The organism is Methanoplanus endosymbiosus, assembly GCF_024662215.1.
GTDB lineage: Archaea > Halobacteriota > Methanomicrobia > Methanomicrobiales > Methanomicrobiaceae > Methanoplanus > Methanoplanus endosymbiosus.
Genome location: NZ_CP096115.1, coordinates 400896 through 417776, shown reverse-complemented (window position 1 = coordinate 417776; position 16881 = coordinate 400896). Strand labels below are relative to the sequence as shown.

The 16881-nt window shown below is 41.9% G+C and carries 16 protein-coding genes and 2 tRNA genes; 6 read left to right on the top strand and 12 right to left on the bottom strand.

Annotated features, from left to right (window positions below; translation table 11 throughout):
* Positions 1–10: 10 nt before the first annotated feature.
* The 12 genes from L6E24_RS01655 to L6E24_RS01600 all read right to left on the bottom strand — a co-directional run bounded on the left by L6E24_RS01655 (position 11) and on the right by L6E24_RS01600 (position 12877).
* A complete protein-coding gene (locus L6E24_RS01655; protein WP_257743000.1) occupies positions 11–886 on the bottom strand; it encodes an NADH-quinone oxidoreductase subunit H in 876 nt (291 codons plus the stop codon).
* Positions 883–2757, bottom strand: a complete 1875-nt coding sequence (locus tag L6E24_RS01650; protein WP_257742999.1) for an NADH-quinone oxidoreductase subunit 5 family protein — start codon at positions 2755–2757, stop codon at positions 883–885. The genes L6E24_RS01655 and L6E24_RS01650 overlap by 4 nt, the downstream gene beginning before the upstream one ends.
* A 280-nt stretch (positions 2758–3037) precedes the next feature.
* Complete coding sequence (locus tag L6E24_RS01645; RefSeq protein ID WP_257742998.1) at positions 3038–3484, bottom strand: NusA-like transcription termination signal-binding factor; 447 nt, start codon at positions 3482–3484, stop codon at positions 3038–3040.
* A gap of 5 nt (positions 3485–3489) precedes the next feature.
* Complete coding sequence (locus L6E24_RS01640; RefSeq protein ID WP_257742997.1) at positions 3490–3777, bottom strand: 50S ribosomal protein L30e; 288 nt, start codon at positions 3775–3777, stop codon at positions 3490–3492.
* 43 nt (positions 3778–3820) lie between these two features.
* Positions 3821–4975, bottom strand: a complete 1155-nt coding sequence (rpoA2, locus tag L6E24_RS01635) for a DNA-directed RNA polymerase subunit A'' (protein WP_373021282.1) — start codon at positions 4973–4975, stop codon at positions 3821–3823.
* A gap of 13 nt (positions 4976–4988) precedes the next feature.
* Positions 4989–7634 (bottom strand): DNA-directed RNA polymerase subunit A', encoded by a 2646-nt coding sequence (locus L6E24_RS01630; RefSeq protein ID WP_257742995.1) that lies wholly within the window; start codon positions 7632–7634, stop codon positions 4989–4991.
* Between the two features lie 15 nt (positions 7635–7649).
* Positions 7650–9479, bottom strand: a complete 1830-nt coding sequence (gene rpoB, locus L6E24_RS01625; RefSeq protein WP_257742994.1) for a DNA-directed RNA polymerase subunit B — start codon at positions 9477–9479, stop codon at positions 7650–7652.
* Positions 9476–11035, bottom strand: coding sequence for a DNA-directed RNA polymerase subunit B'' (locus L6E24_RS01620; RefSeq protein WP_257742993.1), 1560 nt, complete (start codon positions 11033–11035; stop codon positions 9476–9478). The genes rpoB and L6E24_RS01620 overlap by 4 nt, the downstream gene beginning before the upstream one ends.
* A 28-nt stretch (positions 11036–11063) precedes the next feature.
* Positions 11064–11339 (bottom strand): DNA-directed RNA polymerase subunit H, encoded by a 276-nt coding sequence (locus tag L6E24_RS01615; RefSeq protein ID WP_257742992.1) that lies wholly within the window; start codon positions 11337–11339, stop codon positions 11064–11066.
* Positions 11340–11429: 90 nt separating this feature from the next.
* A tRNA-Lys gene (locus L6E24_RS01610) sits at positions 11430–11503 on the bottom strand.
* 366 nt (positions 11504–11869) lie between these two features.
* Positions 11870–12496, bottom strand: coding sequence for a response regulator (locus tag L6E24_RS01605; protein ID WP_257742991.1), 627 nt, complete (start codon positions 12494–12496; stop codon positions 11870–11872).
* Positions 12497–12877, bottom strand: a complete 381-nt coding sequence (locus tag L6E24_RS01600; RefSeq protein ID WP_257742990.1) for a roadblock/LC7 domain-containing protein — start codon at positions 12875–12877, stop codon at positions 12497–12499.
* Positions 12878–13180: 303 nt separating this feature from the next.
* On the opposite strand from L6E24_RS01600, the gene L6E24_RS01595 reads away from it, so the two are divergent.
* From L6E24_RS01595 to L6E24_RS01570, 6 genes are all read left to right on the top strand, one after another.
* Complete coding sequence (locus tag L6E24_RS01595) at positions 13181–13717, top strand: hypothetical protein (RefSeq protein WP_257742989.1); 537 nt, start codon at positions 13181–13183, stop codon at positions 13715–13717.
* Positions 13718–14052: 335 nt separating this feature from the next.
* Positions 14053–14844 (top strand): cell division ATPase MinD, encoded by a 792-nt coding sequence (gene minD / locus L6E24_RS01590; protein WP_257742988.1) that lies wholly within the window; start codon positions 14053–14055, stop codon positions 14842–14844.
* 2 nt (positions 14845–14846) lie between these two features.
* The gene (locus L6E24_RS01585) at positions 14847–15050 is read left to right on the top strand and encodes a hypothetical protein (RefSeq protein ID WP_257742987.1); all 204 of its coding nucleotides are present in this window, start codon (positions 14847–14849) and stop codon (positions 15048–15050) included.
* Positions 15051–15119: 69 nt separating this feature from the next.
* A tRNA-Pro gene (locus L6E24_RS01580) sits at positions 15120–15194 on the top strand.
* A gap of 255 nt (positions 15195–15449) precedes the next feature.
* Positions 15450–16316 (top strand): damage-control phosphatase ARMT1 family protein, encoded by an 867-nt coding sequence (locus tag L6E24_RS01575; RefSeq protein ID WP_257742986.1) that lies wholly within the window; start codon positions 15450–15452, stop codon positions 16314–16316.
* A gap of 113 nt (positions 16317–16429) precedes the next feature.
* Positions 16430–16879, top strand: a complete 450-nt coding sequence (locus L6E24_RS01570) for an NfeD family protein (protein WP_257742985.1) — start codon at positions 16430–16432, stop codon at positions 16877–16879.
* The last annotated feature ends 2 nt before the right edge of the window (positions 16880–16881 follow it).

Genomic DNA, 16881 nt, shown 5'->3' with positions numbered 1-16881 from the left:
TCTTTTTACCTCAGATGATATACAGAGCCATAAGGTTCAAAACTCCGGCCACAGCAGTGATAATCCAGCAGCTCTTAAACATAAAGCCCCATTTTACCCTTGCTGTTGCATTGTCAACAAAAATCTCAATGAGATATATTATTGCAATAACGATAATTCCGACTATCGGGGCAGCCATTCCAAAGAAGAGGAAGAGGAAACCCAAGAGAAACACCGTCTCATACAGATGAGCAAGTTCAACCATTGCAAGTGTTGATCCGGCAAATTCAGTATTCAGTCCCTTTACAAGCTCCTGGTGGGCATGGTGTGATGTGGAAATATCAAACGGAGATTTCCTCAGTTTAACTGTCAGGATATAGACAAATCCAATGAATATTCCCGGAAGTGTCAGAATCAGCGGGTCACTGAAAGCCAGAATATCAGATGTGTTAAATGATTTTGTGACTTCATAAAATCCGACAGCTGCAATGATTATCATAGGTTCAACTGCCATTAACTGAATCAGTTCACGTTCAGCACCGATATGTGCATACGGAGATCCCGATGAGAATGCTCCAAGTATCAGGAATACGTGAGCCAGTGTGAGCGCAAATATCACCAGAAGAATGTCACTTCCGGCAAAGAAGAGCGCACCTGTAATTATAATAAATACAAGATAGCCAAATATCCAGAAATTCTGTGATTCATGCACAACCATCTTTTCTTTCTCTAAAAGCTTGAGAATATCATATACAGGCTGAAGCACAGGAGGGCCTACCCTTCCCTGCATTCTTGCAGTAACAATTCTGTCAAGCCCGAATATGATACCCCCAACAAATGGTGAGAGTATAATAAACAGCAGAACGCCGATCCACGGATTATCAAATATAAACTGAGTAAAGCTCACATTACCACCTCCAGAGGCAAAAAGAGAGTTATCAGAATAAACAGAACCACAAGAAGCACAATTGTCATCAGGTTACCTATTTTATTGAGTTTATCCTCACCGAAGATATCCTCAAAATAATAATTTGAAAATTCTGTCTCCTTCATAATGCCCATGCTGCCAAGGAATTTCAGATCATCCCCGGTTGCCCTTGCACCCATATACTGCCCCTTAAGTGTCCTTCCCTTTGCAAAGTGGGAGAGGCTGAGCGGCAGGAGAAGCACCAGGACCATCATCATAAGCATAATCAGCATATTGTTGAGGCTGAGCAGATGTGAAGCCGTATTATAGACAGTATTGACATAAGGTTCAATCATAGTCGCAGAAATTAACGGGAAAATCAGGCATGCAAGAATTGTCAACCCTCCAAGTGTATATATTGCTGACATTTCCGCACCGGAAGCCTCTTCCTTCAATGGCTTTCTCTCAGACTTCACCTCAATCAACCTGCCCATCCATTTCGTCCAGAAAAAGACGGTCATTCCACTGCCATAGGCAATAATTGCAATCAGCAGCATTCCAAAAGGTGGCATCGCACTGACAAAAGCATGAATAGATGCCCACTTTGAGATAAGCATACCAAACGGTGCAAGGAACATTCCGGCCATTCCGATGAGCATCATAAGGGCAATCTTTGGCATTGTTGCAATAAGTCCGCCCATATCCTCAATATCCCTTGAACCTTTTTTGTGCTCAACAGATCCTACAGAGAGGAAGAGCAGTGATTTTGCAACAGCATGGAATATTATCAGCAGTATTGCTGCCCATACAGCTTCTTCAGTACCGATTCCGGCGCATGTAACAACCAGTCCAAGATTTGCAATTGTAGAATATGCAAGCACCTTCTTGGCATTACTCTGGCTGATAGCAATTCCGGATGCGACAAGGAATGTAAGTGCACCGATGACAGCAAATGTAATTCCGACAAGATTGCCCTCAAAAACAGGCGCAAATCTGACGATTACATACACACCAGCCTTAACCATAGTACTTGAATGCAGAAGCGCAGAGACAGGAGTTGGTGCAACCATTGCACCGACAAGCCATGATGAGAAAGGCAGCTGGGCAGATTTTGTAAGCCCTGCAAAACCTATCAGTGCCGCAGCCATCAATGCCACTCCCGGACTTGCTTTTAACAGTTCATTCAGGTAGATATCATTTCCGGTAGAATATGCATTGACAAAGAGAATAGCCCCTGCAAATGCAACTCCGCCGACTGTGTTTAACAGCAGTGCCCAGAAACCATTCTTCCATGACACCTCATCTCTTGCATATGCAATGAGCAGGAATGAACAAAGCGTTGTAATCTCCCAGAAGAGGAATAACCACATGATATTGTTTGAAAAGACAATTCCAAACATTGCTGAGAGGAAGAGAAACATAAGGAAGAAAAATAACGGCCTGTTATCAGGTGTATCCTTATGATGGCTCTGATAGTCCTTCATATATCCGGTTGCATATACACAGATCAGGCTTCCGATTATACCTATAATCAGAGCCATTATTAATGAAAATTCATCAATAAAGAGATCATAGCCGGACATATGACCCGGATGGAAGACAATCTCTGTATATCCCATAATAAGCAGCTGTACTACAGCAAGCACGGTAATGAGATATTTTTTATGTTTCACACTGATACCGATGATAAAAAGACCGATTGCAACTTCAGCTGCAACGATTATCGGATCTATAAGCGCACTTTCGATAGAAAAAAATACCTGACCCTGACCAAAATATTCAAAAAGAAGATATATTGACCCAAGACAGGTTACAACTGCCGCTGCTTTGACAATTGTATCCCTAAGTCCGTTGTTTGGAAGGACCAGCATTAATAATCCGGCAAACAACGGAAAGAGAATAAGAAATATTATTGATTCCACAACGTTCCCTCTGTTTTTTATATTCTAATTTCACACTATTTATCATTATCAATTTGATATGATAATAAACAACATCCAATTTCAATAAATTTTGCAATAAGCTGACCGGATATCCGGTATTACAGATCTATTAAATCAGAAAACAGATAATACTGACCCTTGCAGTAATGTAAATGTAATTTAAAAAGCGCAGACTGAGATATAAATATCAATAAAAAAAGATAAAAGTTCAGTCCTCATCTGTGATGATCTGAACATTTACAATATCGTGCTGCCTTTCTGCAAGCTTGTTAGCCTTGAAAATATTCTTTCCGCCTTTGCCGATTGCAATACCCCGATCTTCTTCTGCAACATCAACAAGTGCAACAAATTCTCCTTCGTCGTTCTCAGAGATGTCCACTGATATTACTCTTGCCGGAAGGAAACAGTTTTTAATAAAATCCTCAGCTTCGTTTGAAAATTCCACAACTTCGATCTTTTTACCAAGATCTTCTGCTGCTTTTTTAATGCTTGTACCCTGCTTACCGATTGCACGGCCCATGTCACCGGGGTTGATGACAAAGATTAAACGATCGTTTTTTTCATCAATGATACAGTCACGGCTTCCTGCGCCGGTTATATCTTCAAACTGCTTCATCAGCTGAAGAGACTGTTCATTTAATACAATTTCACCCATAATAATCAGACCCTCTTAAGTGTGAGAATGTCAGATTCGCCTGCATCCACAACTGCCAGAGCGCTGACCATAAATGGCTTACCACAGGTTTTTCCAAGCTGCATGCTTGATCCATCGTATGTGTGAACAAAAACATCTTTTTCGTTAAGATATGTTATAAATTCTCCGGGACAGTTTTTAGCAACAATCACAATCTGTGCTTTTCCTTCTTCTATACAGTTTCTGGTCTCTTTCTGTCCGTTAACTACTGCACCAGATTTGATTGCTCGTCTGAGAGACGTTTCGAAATCCATTGAAATTCTCCTAAATTTAGATTAAATTAATAAATGACCTTATTCAGGCCACTCTCTTTTTAGCTATAAGCTTTACATCACCGGTTCCAAGCTGAATCGGCTGTCCAACGATGACATTTTCAGTTACTCCTTCTAAAATATCTTCTTCGTTGGCAATTGCCGCATCAAGAAGATGGTTGACAGTAACCTCAAACGCAGCACGTGAAAGGACACTCTCCTTTTCACCTGCAATACCATGACGGCCAATCTGCTTAACTTCACCTTCCATGCACATCATATCAGCAACAAGCATGATATGACGGACATCAACCTGGATACCCTGCTCACGGAGTGTGCTCAGTGCTTCATCAATTATTGCATTTCTGCCTGCTTCAATACCAAGCACTTCCGAAATTTCAGCGATGTTGTTTGTTCTGGTTCTGGATGTATCTACACCCTCAACCTCAAATACACCTTTTATATTAGAGCCTTCAGTATATAGAATATACTCTCCGTTTTCTTTTCTGACAACAACACGCTCAATGTCATCTATGCCCTGCACAATGACATTTCTTACATATTCTGCAAGGGTAAAGAGGTTCTGATAACTGTCATGATTTTTCGGCTTGAATATCAGAAGGGCACCATCTACGTCCTGGTCAAACTCAAAGTCTCTGTAATGGCTGCGATCTTTGATCTTGGCAGGTGCACGGTCAAGGATTTCCTCAACCGAAATTTTCCTCTTTTTGCAGACATCCCTGTTAAGTCTGACCTCAACAACCATTTCAAGCATATCAGTTGTGATATCACCGAATTCATGAAGCGGCGCGGCCTCAATCTGCCAGCTGACCTCACGTGCCATATCCCTGTTTGTGGCGTAATCCCCTTCAAGGTATATGGTCATGGTAGGCGTACTTGGATTTTTCCTTGCATCCATAATTTCAATAAGGCGCGGCAGACCAAGAGTAACATTAATCTCAGCCACACCCGCATAGTGGAAAGTACGCATGGTCATCTGGGTGCCCGGTTCACCGATTGACTGGGCGGCTATAACTCCAACAGCCTCACAGGGTTCAACTCTTGTATTATTGTATTCGACCCAGATACGGGCCATAATATCATCAAACTGATCCCTCTCTATATTTCTGCTTTCAAGGTATTTTTGCAGATCATTTTTTGTCTTGAAAGGAAGATCGGTATCTTCAATCTCTTTAAGCATTTTTTTATCCATTTCAGGACACCTCCTCCTCAAGTACACTCTCAATAATACCTTTCACGTCCACAGGATCACCATAGCAGCTCTTTGCAGGATCAGTAGAATCTTCACCGTACTTAAACTGAATAATACGGCCGCCTGAGGTTCTGACAGTCTTGTCATAACCAACCTTCAGATCCTGGAGCGCGTTAATCATACGCCGCTGGAGATAACCACTCTGTGATGTACGGACCGCAGTATCGACAAGACCCTCTCTTCCTCCTATTGCATGGAAGAAAAATTCTGTCGGGTTAAGTCCGCTCTTGTAACTGTTGCCGACAAAACCGTGGGCTTCTGAACCGCGATCTCCTTTTTTGAAGTGTGGGAGGGTTCTGCCTTCATAACCTCTTGTGATACGCTCACCACGTACTGCCTGCTGTCCGATACATCCGGCCATCTGGGTCAGGTTAAGCATTGAACCTCTCGCACCACTGACTGCCATTACCACAGCACTGTTGGAGAGACCAAGGTGACGCCCTGCAATATCTCCTGTACGGTCACGGGCTTTTCCAAGCACCTGCATGATCTGCATCTCAAGAGTCTCTTCAAGAGTTCTTCCCGGCATCGGTTCAAGCTGACCGTCTTCGTAGATTCTGATACGCCTCTCGACATCATCTGCTGCATTATCCAGCACTTCATCAATCTGGCGGTATTCAATCTTTGTCAGATCTTCATCATCAATTCCGAATGAGAAACCATCATACATAATCCCGCGGATAGATAGTTTTGTAACATCATCCACAAACTGCCTTCCTCTTCCAAGGCTGGCGGTCCTGATTATTCTCTGAAGAATAACTCCGTCAAATGCACCAATTGATTTCTTATCAATTGTTCCGCAGATAAGTTCTCCATTCTTAATCCTGACAAATGCATCACGATCACAGCCTTCCTGTTTGCACGTATCACAGTTGGAGCAGGAACTTGCACGATAGACCATATTAAGGCCATCCGGAAGGATCATTGAGAATATCTGCTTATTGGACCAGTATTCGATTCCGTTTTCGACCTTACCCGGTTTGGGAAGGTGTTCAGGTGTACTGGACTGAAGAAGATACAGAGTTGCCTGTTTTTCAAACCATCTGAGAGTATGGGTCAGAATAAATATTCCGGAGATATGATCATGTATCCCTCCGATAATCGGGCCGCCAAAACGCGGCGAGAGAATATTTTCCTGAACACTTGCAAGCATGTGCGCTTCTGCACGTGCCTCTTCAGTCTGCGGAACGTGAAGGTTCATCTCATCACCATCAAAATCCGCATTGTATGGCGGACATACTGCCGGATTCAGACGGAATGTTTTGCCATCCATCAGAACCATCCTGTGAGCCATAATACTCATTCTGTGCAGTGACGGCTGACGGTTGAAGAGCACAATGTCAGTATTCCTGAGCTGGCGGTCAACTGTCCATCCGGGCTCAAGCATCTCTGCAACACTCTCCCTGGTCATATCAGTCAGACGGACACGTCTTCCGTCCGGCCTGATTGCATAGTTGGCACCGCAGGGTGAATTCAGGGTTGGCCGTACAGGTCCGGTTATAACCATCTGCCTGACTTCATCAATATTGAAAGGAGTAACCCTGATTGGAACACTCATCTCATTTGCAATAGCAAGAGGAATGCCTACTTCATTAATTGAGAGATTTGGATCAGGTGAGATGACAGTACGGGCAGAGAAGTTAACACGTTTTCCGGAGAGTGAACCACGGAAACGGCCGTCTTTACCCTTAAGACGCTGTGAAATTGTTTTTAACGGCCTGCCACTTCTGTGTCTTGCCGGAGGACAGCCTGCAACCTCATTGTCCATGTATGTTGTTACATGGTACTGCAGAAGTTCCCAGAGATCCTCGATGATCAACTGTGGTGCTCCTGCGTCCTGATTTTCCTTAAAGCGCTGATTGATACGGATGATATCCACAAGCTTATGCGTAAGATCATCCTCTGAACGCTGACCGTTTTCAAGAATAATCGAAGGTCTCATCGTCACCGGAGGCACAGGAAGGACTGTAAGAAGTGTCCATTCCGGTCTTGCGACTCTGGCATTAATACCGAGAAGAGCTAAATCCTCATCGGGAATCTTCTCAAGTCTTGAACGGATGTCAGATGGTGTCAGTTTATGGTCAATTTTTTTGCCGTTCTCATCTGTCATTACTTCAGAGAATGTTGTTGGCTTTTCGAAATTGATCTTTAGCTGCTGTTCACCGCAGTATGGGCAGACGCGCTCCTTTTTGATATCTTTCTCAGAGATGACATCGTCATTTCTCTCTTCTTCGGGTCCTAAAACCTTCTGAACTTCATCCTGGCTTAGAAGCAGGCGGCCACATTCACGGCATGATACCCTGAGAAGTTTTCTGATAAGCCTTGTATAACCAACATGGATGACAGGCTTTGCAAGCTCAATATGGCCAAAATGACCTGGGCACTCGCTCGCCCTGTTTCCACAGGTTTTACAGCGCAGACCAGGATCTATGACACCAAGATGGAGATCCATAAGTCCCTGGGGATAGGGAAATCCATCATCATCATATGTATCAGCCCAGATAATCTTTCTGACACTTGTCCGGCGTATATCCTTTGGAGATAAAAGGCCGAATTCAATCTTTTCTACCCTTTTTGGACTTGTCATATCTTTTAACCCCCCTTATACCTGATCCTCAAGATGCATCCTTGGAGCTATGCACATACTCTTCATCTCATCCAGCAGAAGTTTGAATGCGTAACTCATTTCAACAGAATATATGTCTGTCTCATTGCCACATGCAAGACATCTTGTCACATTGCGGTTTTTGTCAAGGAATGCAATCATTCCGCATTTTGCACAGACGTACTGTTCAACCTTGTCAGATTCATCTAAGAGGCGCTCTTTAAGAGCCATTGCAGCGCCGTGTCCTATCATAACATCACGCTCCATCTCTCCGAATCTCAGACCTCCCTCACGTGCACGACCTTCTGTCGGCTGGCGGGTAAGAACCTGAACAGGACCTCTTGAACGTGCATGCATCTTTGACGAAACCATATGGTACAGCTTCTGGTAATAAATCACACCGATGTAAATATCTGCCTTGAACTGACGGCCTGTAATTCCGTCATACATGACTTCACGGCCATTGTGTGAAAAGCCCAGAACTTTTAGGGATTTACGAATCTTAGCCTCAGGTTCGCCGCTGAAAGCAGTTGCATCAATTCTGCGGCCTTCAAGTGAACCAACCTTTCCACCAATCATCTCAAGCATATGTCCGACAGTCATACGTGAAGGAATTGCGTGAGGGTTGATGACAAGATCAGGAGCAATGCCACCTTCTGTAAAGGGCATGTCAACCGGAGGAACAATGAGTCCGACAACACCTTTCTGACCGTGCCTTGATGCGAACTTATCACCGACTTCAGGGACACGTAAGTCCCTTGTCCTTACTTTAACAAGGTGGGATGAATTTTCACCTTCGGTTACAATGACGGTATCAACAATGCCGCACTCATTGCTTCTCATTGTGACAGATGTGTCACGCCTCTTCTCAACAGCAATTAATTCTCCGCTTGGTTCTTCAAGGAATCTTGGAGGGGATGTCTTTCCAATAAGGATATCCTTCTCATGAACTTCAGTTTCAGGATTAATTACACCATCAGAGTCTAAGTTCTGATAATATTCAGGTCCGCGTGATCCTGATACTTCTTCGTCAGGAACTTCTATTTTATCGAGCTGACCACCTGGGTAGCGCCTCTCTTCACCATCATATGTCCTGAAGAAATGAGAGCGTCCCACACCACGATCTATTGCAGCGCGGTTGTATATGAGTGAATCCTCAATATTGAAACCTTCGTACGAAAGAACAGCAACAACAAGATTCTGTCCGGCTGCACGATCATCAGATCCAATAACCTGGGAGGTCTGCGTGTGCACAAGAGGTTTCTGAACATAATGCAGCTGATGCCCACGGGTATCCGGACGGAGTTTCATATTTGAAGCGCCAAAACCAAGGGCCTGCTTGACCATTCCGGCACCCATTGTGACACGCGGAGATGCATTGTGTTCAGGGAACGGAACATGCGCTGCACCGATTCCAAGAATCAGAGCAGGATCAATCTCAAGATGTGTATGTTCGGGAGTCAGATCTTCTTCATTAATTGCAATTAACAGATCTTCCTCTTCTTCTGCATCAATGAATTCAATAAGTCCTTTCTCAATAAAATCAAGAAAATCGCATTTTCCTTCCCTGAGAACATCGAGATCCTCATTTGTCATCAGGGGTTTTCCGCCCTCAGCGACAATAAGAGGTCTTCTTGCTCTTCCACGGTCAGTGTGGATAATGATGTCGCCATTGAAATCTTTATATGAAATATTTATTTCATTGGAGAGTTCACCATGACGTCTCATCTTCCTGACATTGTTTACAAGTTCTTCAGGTCCGTCACAAAGGCCGATAAGAGCACCGTCCACGAAAACCCTTGATTTTTTAGTAACTGCAGTGCTCATATTAATTCCCTTTTAAGCTCTTCTACACCGAGATTGTAGAGTGTTCTTGACACGGCTTTTTCGTCTTTTACACCTTTGGAGATCTCAACCATCTGTGCAAAGTTCTTTACAAGACCACAATTAGGTCCTTCAGGAGTCTCCGACGGACATATGCGGCCCCACTGTGTTGGGTGAAGATCACGTGCTTCAAAGTGAGGCTGTGATCGGGACAGAGGGGAAATGACACGTCTTAAATGAGAAAGTACAGCCATGTGATCAACCCTGTCCAGCAGCTGAGACACACCTGTTCTTCCGCCAACCCAGTTTCCGGTGGCCAGAGGATGCAACAGGCGTTCTGTAAGGACATCTGCTCTTACAGCAGTTGCAATTGAGAGATCCCTGTGTCTCATACTGGCCCTTTCAAGCTGGTACTTGACATCGCGCGTGAGGCGGTTCAGTGAAATCCTGAAGAGATCTTCCATTAAATCACCTGCAAGCTTAAGGCGTTTATTGGAGTAATGATCCTTATCATCTATTCTTCTCTTATCAAGAACAAGATCAAAACAGGCTTCTGCCATACGGCCAAGGAAATGAGCTTTTGCAAGCCTTATACCTTCTAAAGCGTCCTGATATCCTGGATCCTCTTCTTTCATGCCGGAGGGCATGAGTTCATTCAGATGCGGGAGCAGATAATTGTCAAGAACAAACTCCGCACGTTTACGCTGGTAATCGCGCGTCTGGTTTGGAGCAAGTTTTTTTCCGACATACATTATGCCCTCTTCGGTATCTGCGCATTCACCTTCTTCAAGATTCTGAAGCATAAAGGTCAGTATATCCTCATCAGTAGAAACTGCATTTACAACATCATGATCACTTGTAAGTCCAAGCGCACGCATCAGATCTACAAATTTAAGATGTCCTGCAACAGACGGGAAGGAAACATCAAGAAGATTCTTTTTGTTTCTCTCAACTATCACAAGTGCTCTGTAACCCCTGTATTGCGAGAATACCTTTGCCACGTAGATCTTTTCACTGTAACGTTCGGTAAACTCAGTCATGATCTTGTTAGATGCAAGATCTTCAAGAGTCATAAGTACTCTCTCAGAACCATTTACAATGAAATATGCTCCGGGATCGTGTGAATCTTCACCATGTTCAATCCTTTCATTGTCAGAAAGACCATAAAGGTTGCACGATGCAGACCCTATCATCACAGGAAGCTGACCTATAGTTGTAGTTACAGGATCATGTCTTACATCACCCTGCACAAGAACCATATCAAGCTTAATTGGTGCTGCATATGTGAGATTTCTAAGCCTTGCCTCACTTGGGTACAGGCTTGACTGTGAACCGTCAGCTTCGCGCACCACAGGTTTTTCAACCCTGATAGTGCCAAGCTCAACCCAGACAGGTTCATTATCCTTCCCTCTCTGCGCTACATCAGTTTCAATTATTCTCTGTTCATCAACAACTTTCTGGAGGTTGAATTCAAGAAAATGATTGTATGAGTCAAGCTGATGCCTTGCCACATGGGCACGGGAAAAATATGATTGTGATAAAATTTTTCTATCCAACAAAAATGACCACCCTTAAAAAGAATTTAACTTATTTCTTAGGTCGTTTTACGACCAGACGATACGCTTCTGCCCTGCCTGCAGTCTGACTTTCACGAATAATACGAATCACGTTATTGATTTTCACTTTGACTTCTTTTCCATTTTCATCCCTGATGTCATTAATGGAAGGATCGTCATGATAAATTTTTGGCAGTTGATCACGGGTGATCCTGTAGAAGGACATAAGTTCGTTTACTTCCTCCTCGCTCATAACCTGATGGTCCGGAACCATCACATGTTTTAATACAGAATAATTGGTGCTCATCAATAATACCTGCTGAAATATTGAGTTTTGTTCAGATGCATCACCATAAAAAAATACAAAGCGCCACAGTCTTTGACATTTGGTGGCTAACGGGCCCGAGGGGATTTGAACCCCCGACCACCTGATTAAAAGTCAGGCGCTCTGCCTAACTGAGCTACAGGCCCATTATTGAAATTAATTCAGCATTATTAAAATGCGTTATGATTATTTAAATGTATCTTTCATTTTAAATGTATTTATTTTTAACACATCTAAAATTAAATTCCTACGCGCAAACACCTGCCCGGTAACCCCGAAATACCTTATATCAACCCGACAAACTAATGATTTTCAAAGGATAAATACTTACCCCACATAATAAGAGTCACCTGTGCCCTGTAGCCGGAAGATAAATTACTGCTCAATTCACCTGATTCTATGTCGCCAATGCTTTGGGTGGGAGCCTTCCTGTGCGTTATGGTGCAGGACTAACGAGAAAAAGGATAGATATATCGAATTTATAAATTATATCCGGAAGGAATTCAGGATTGTTATTTTTCAATACCGAATAATTTATTGATCTGTTCAAGCCTTTCTTCCTGAAGTCTGATTGACATCTCCATACTCTTAATTGCTCTTTCAATATTCTCGCCAACCCTGATGTCATCGTCATCAAGACTGTAGGTTGATTCAAGAATACGAAGAAGTCTTTTTGAGACATCAACACTTCTGCTCAGACGTTCAAATTCATCAATTATCTGATCTTCAATGCCTGCTTTTTTTGCCATCTCAACGCCAAGGCTTATCTTTTCACGCCTTTTAAGGATATATTCTATTGCATCATACAACTGGCGGTGAGTCGTCGGCTTCATGACATAATCTTCGATATATGCGCCATACTCCTGCGCCTCTTCAGGAGTGAGCTGCTTTGCAGTCAGCATCATGACAGGAATTTCACGGGTTTCAGGGTTTGTCTTAATATTTTCAAGAGTTTCCCATCCATCCATAGGTTCCATCATAATATCCAGAAGTATTAGATCGGGGCTGATATCCTTCAATTTATCCAGACATTCAGGGCCACTATAAGAAGCAACCGGATTATAACCACCCCTCTCAAGCATGGCTACAAAAACATCCACTATCATGGGGCTGTCATCTACAACTAAAATTGTGTTCATTTATAAATTCTCCCCTACTTTCTCTGAAATGGGTATGAGCATCTTTCTTACTTCATTAATATCAGCAGAATCGTTAATAACTGTGGCGATTAAAATCTTTCTCCCTGAACTTTTTATTAATATTCTGCCATCTCCATTTAATGTGTCCACCTGTACGCATTCCGGACGGCTGATATGAAAGGTGCTGCAGGCCGCCTCCGATGAAGCATACATGGTAGCAGCTGTTATCCCCAAAAATGATGAAGGTGCCCTTTCTGATTCCGATTTTCCAATAATCTGTCCCTCTGTCGTTACTATGGCACATGCCACAATACCATTAAAAGACATAATTTCATCAATATAGCCTTTTATTTTAACTTTTAACGGACCAATTTCATTCATCTGTTAAGGCACCTCGGAGTAAATATTATGTGAAATAATAGATCATATCCCAATGAGTATAAGATTACTATAATCAACTTATCTCAAATTACTACTTATTAGAGTTATTGATGCAGAAATATGTAAATATTATCCCTGTATTTCAGCCCGGCATACAAAGTTTGTACAATTATCATATTTAGATCCATAATAATTAAATATACTGTAGATCTTATGTGGCAGGAGTGCAGATCTCCTCTCCGGCACGGATACATATCAGAGAATTATAATTTAACCTGCGGCAATACTTTAATCAGGCAGTTTATGAATGAAAAATACAGGACTCTGAAAGCCTGCATATACAATACAGATTCAGTCAGAATTCTTGAAATTCTGGAAATGATAAATTTCACCGGAGAATGCCGGATTAAAACAGATAGTCTGACGATCGTACTGACTGTAACAGAAGGGGTCTGCCGGGACGCATGGACTGAATCTGAATATGATGCCATTCCATCTGATTTCAGTGGATTAAAAGAGAGTCTCCTAATCAAAAAAATAACTGAGATCAACCCTGTTGGAAGAGAGATCAGACTCTACACGCAGAATAATTCAGAAAATAAAATGCTTATCAGTGTTAAAGGGGCAGAAAATATAAAAAATAAATCTGATAATAATGCAGCAGTAGAAGCGTGCAAAATCAGTGAATTTCCGGCAGAAAAAATAACAGATGATCCAGATTCGCTTTTTGAGGAGGAACTGTCAAAACTTGACAGCGCTTCAATAATAAAAATGAAAGAAAAATTAAAACGTGAAATGGAGAATTTAGCCGGTGAAATTCTGAATGAAAAGAAAGACTGATCTCGTAAAAACTGCCACCTGTTTACGCTGAAGATTTCATCTTTGGAGAGTTATGATTAATCATTGTGTGTTCGAAAATCAGCATATAATTTATGGCTTATTATCATGTGTTCAAAAATTATTGTAAATGCAGAGTCTGTCAGTCTTCTGCAATTATCTGTCTTCAGGAGAGATGTAATATATTATTTTGCTGAACTAAATTTTATTCCGGATAATACACAAATACGAACGAATTAATTATAATAATTGAGAAAGGAATCTTTACATATAATCTCCGGCAAAATTAATTATCCGGAGTACTGATTCAGCAATTATAACTTAAAGCAGAGAAAAATATGGTCACAACCTATACAATTGCTTCCGGAAAAGGCGGAACTGGAAAAACAACCCTCACAGTTAACCTCGGTACAATTATTGCTTCCTATGGAAAAGAGACGTACATAATGGATGCAGATATGGGGATGGCAAACATGGCAATTCTTCTCGGACTTGAAAATGTACCGGTAACTCTGCACGAAGTCCTGGCCGGAAAAGCGCCCGTTTCAGAGGCTGTTTATGACGGGCCATCTGGCGTGAAAGTTGTGCCAAGCGGAATATCACTTAAGGGATTTCAGGATGCAGATCCCGAACATTTAAGGGATGTAATGAGTGAGATAGTAAATCACTGTGATTTCCTGATAATTGATGCGCCGGCAGGAATCAGCAGGGATGGCGTAATTCCTCTTGCCATCGCTGATGAAGTTATTCTTGTTGTAAATCCTGAACTGTCATCAATGGTTGATGCCTTAAAGACCAAAATTCTGACCGAATTAATAGGCGGCCATGTAATGGGGGCAATACTGAACAGGGCAACACTTGAAAACACTGAAGTCAGTGTTCATAAAATTGAGGAAGTACTGGGAGTGAAAGTTATCGGCCTGGTACCTGAAGACCCTAATGTAAGAAGAGCAGCAGCTTATAAAACACCGATTGTGATAAAGTATCCTGATTCTCCTGCTTCAAGAGAAATCAGTAAAATTGCTGCGAAGATTGCCGGAAAAGAATATCCAGAGATTAAACCCGAGGTCTCCGGCGATAAATTTATTGACAGACTTGCAAAATCGATAGTTAAGGGCAGGAAAAAATGAGTATGTTTTTTGGGATAGAATCCGGGCTGATAGTACTGTTTGGGATTGTAATTATCTTCCTTCTGGTTCTGATTTACCTGATGCAGAGAAGGATTGGACAGCTATTGACAGAAGTTGATGAACTGGGCAGCACAATGAATGTCACATGTACAGAACTTGAAGAACTGACAAAAAATGTTGAAGAGTTCAAAAAATTAAAGTTCTGAAGAACCGGTGGAGACAAAAGACAAGTTAATTAAGTTGGCACTGACAATATGAAATAGCATTTCTGCACTGGGGCCATAGGGTAGCCTGGACCATCCTAGGAGGCTGGGGGTCTTCTGACCCGCGTTCGAATCGCGGTGGCCCCATTCTTTTTATTAATAATTATGATGATTAATAATTATAATTATTTATTGTTGACAAATAATATTATTGCCTGATAATACCAATAATAGTCCGGTGACAAAAATGACCGAATACCATTGCAACAATCTTTTTGAAAGTTATATTGAATCATTATACAGATTCTGAAAAAAAATACCCCAAATAACTTTTTTTAAACCGAACATACTATTTCTGCCTGAGTTCAAAAATTATCAGCGCAAGCGGTTGTGAAAAACAATATGAAGATAAATAATACCTGTTTTAACTGCCTTCTCGGAAGAGTTGAATATGAATGCAGACTTGCAACAGATGACGATAAACTTATTGAAGAAACTGCAAAAAAATGTAAAGATCTGTTGATAAAACATCTGAATGACGATAATCCGTCACCGCAGATCTCCAGCATGATTCACAGGCTTGTCTGTGAATGTATATCTGACAGTGATCCTTACAGAAAAATAAAATCTGAAGACAATAAAACAGCTGGAATTGTCCTTGAGGATGTAAAAGATAATTTATCAGATTTCCGGGACATCTGCCTTGGAACAATCATCGCAAACACCCTTGATCACGGTTCAGTGGAGCACAAAGTTTCAGAGGATTTCAGCGCTTTTTTCATGGAAGAGTTCAGAAAAGGGCTTTCAATAGACGACACGGATGAAGCATCAAAATTATGTAAAAAAATTGTTTTCCTCTGTGACAACTGCGGTGAAATTGTTTTTGACAGACACCTGATTAAGCATCTTAAAAATAACGGTTCTGAGATTACGGTAGTAGTAAGAGGTCTTCCAATTATAAACGATGCAACGATGGAGGATGCCCTCAGTCTCGGACTTGATAAAATTGCAGACCGGCTGCTTACGAATGCAGATGATACAGCAGAACTCGGAGTAAACCTGGATCTGCTCCCGCAGGATGTTAACGAAGCAATAGACGATGCAACCCTTATAATATCAAAGGGAATGGCAAACTATGAATCGTTAAGTGAGCATAAAAAGACAGAAAAACTCCCGCCTGTTCTGTACCTGATGATGGTGAAATGCCAGCCTATTGCAGAGGATATTGGCATCAGCAAAGGTTCACGTATTGCAATGCTTGTTAGATAGATAACTTATTATGATTTATTCAGATGCAAATCCGGATAAATCATTACTTATTTTCAGCGCGGACTGATCAAATATTATATATAATCGGAAACCATCCTTTCTTCATCATGGTAATGGATATAATTGCCATCGGATGGATTCTGATAGTGATCGGTGTCCTAATGCTGCTTATTGAAGCATTTAATCCGGGATTTTTCATCGCAGTGCCCGGAACAACCCTGATAATAATCGGAATTATCTCACTTCTGTTTCCTGAACTCTTTAACTCACCTCTGATAATTGTGATCGGGATAATCGTTGCACTTCTCTCTGCCGGAATTTCTGTGCTCATATACAGCAGAATCACTACTGACAGCAGATCTCCGTTTACTGCCAGTAAAGATTCACTGATTGGAAAGACCGGTATTGTCACAAAGGAGATCAGTGCTGATTCGATATCCGGAAAAGTTACAGTCGAAAATGTTGACTGGAGCGCAACAACGGAAGGGATAAACATTCCTGCCGGAAGGAAGGTTAAAGTAATTCATTCAGAAGGAGTGCATGTAACTGTAGAGGAGATTTAACT

Excerpts from the sequence above, each read along its gene's own strand:
- minD (WP_257742988.1), top strand. The coding sequence starts at position 14,053 with ATGGTCACAACCTATACAATTGCTTCCGGAAAAGGCGGAACTGGAAAA.
- L6E24_RS01645 (WP_257742998.1), bottom strand. The coding sequence starts at position 3,484 with ATGGGTGAAATTGTATTAAATGAACAGTCTCTTCAGCTGATGAAGCAG.
- L6E24_RS01570 (WP_257742985.1), top strand. The coding sequence starts at position 16,430 with ATGGATATAATTGCCATCGGATGGATTCTGATAGTGATCGGTGTCCTA.
- L6E24_RS01575 (WP_257742986.1), top strand. The coding sequence starts at position 15,450 with ATGAAGATAAATAATACCTGTTTTAACTGCCTTCTCGGAAGAGTTGAA.
- L6E24_RS01650 (WP_257742999.1), bottom strand. The coding sequence starts at position 2,757 with ATGCTGGTCCTTCCAAACAACGGACTTAGGGATACAATTGTCAAAGCA.
- L6E24_RS01630 (WP_257742995.1), bottom strand. The coding sequence starts at position 7,634 with ATGACAAGTCCAAAAAGGGTAGAAAAGATTGAATTCGGCCTTTTATCT.
- L6E24_RS01640 (WP_257742997.1), bottom strand. The coding sequence starts at position 3,777 with ATGGATTTCGAAACGTCTCTCAGACGAGCAATCAAATCTGGTGCAGTA.
- L6E24_RS01600 (WP_257742990.1), bottom strand. The coding sequence starts at position 12,877 with ATGAATGAAATTGGTCCGTTAAAAGTTAAAATAAAAGGCTATATTGAT.
- rpoB (WP_257742994.1), bottom strand. The coding sequence starts at position 9,479 with ATGAGCACTGCAGTTACTAAAAAATCAAGGGTTTTCGTGGACGGTGCT.
- L6E24_RS01595 (WP_257742989.1), top strand. The coding sequence starts at position 13,181 with ATGAATGAAAAATACAGGACTCTGAAAGCCTGCATATACAATACAGAT.
- L6E24_RS01585 (WP_257742987.1), top strand. The coding sequence starts at position 14,847 with ATGTTTTTTGGGATAGAATCCGGGCTGATAGTACTGTTTGGGATTGTA.
- rpoA2 (WP_373021282.1), bottom strand. The coding sequence starts at position 4,975 with ATGCTTAAAGAGATTGAAGATACCGATCTTCCTTTCAAGACAAAAAAT.
- L6E24_RS01615 (WP_257742992.1), bottom strand. The coding sequence starts at position 11,339 with ATGAGCACCAATTATTCTGTATTAAAACATGTGATGGTTCCGGACCAT.
- L6E24_RS01605 (WP_257742991.1), bottom strand. The coding sequence starts at position 12,496 with ATGAACACAATTTTAGTTGTAGATGACAGCCCCATGATAGTGGATGTT.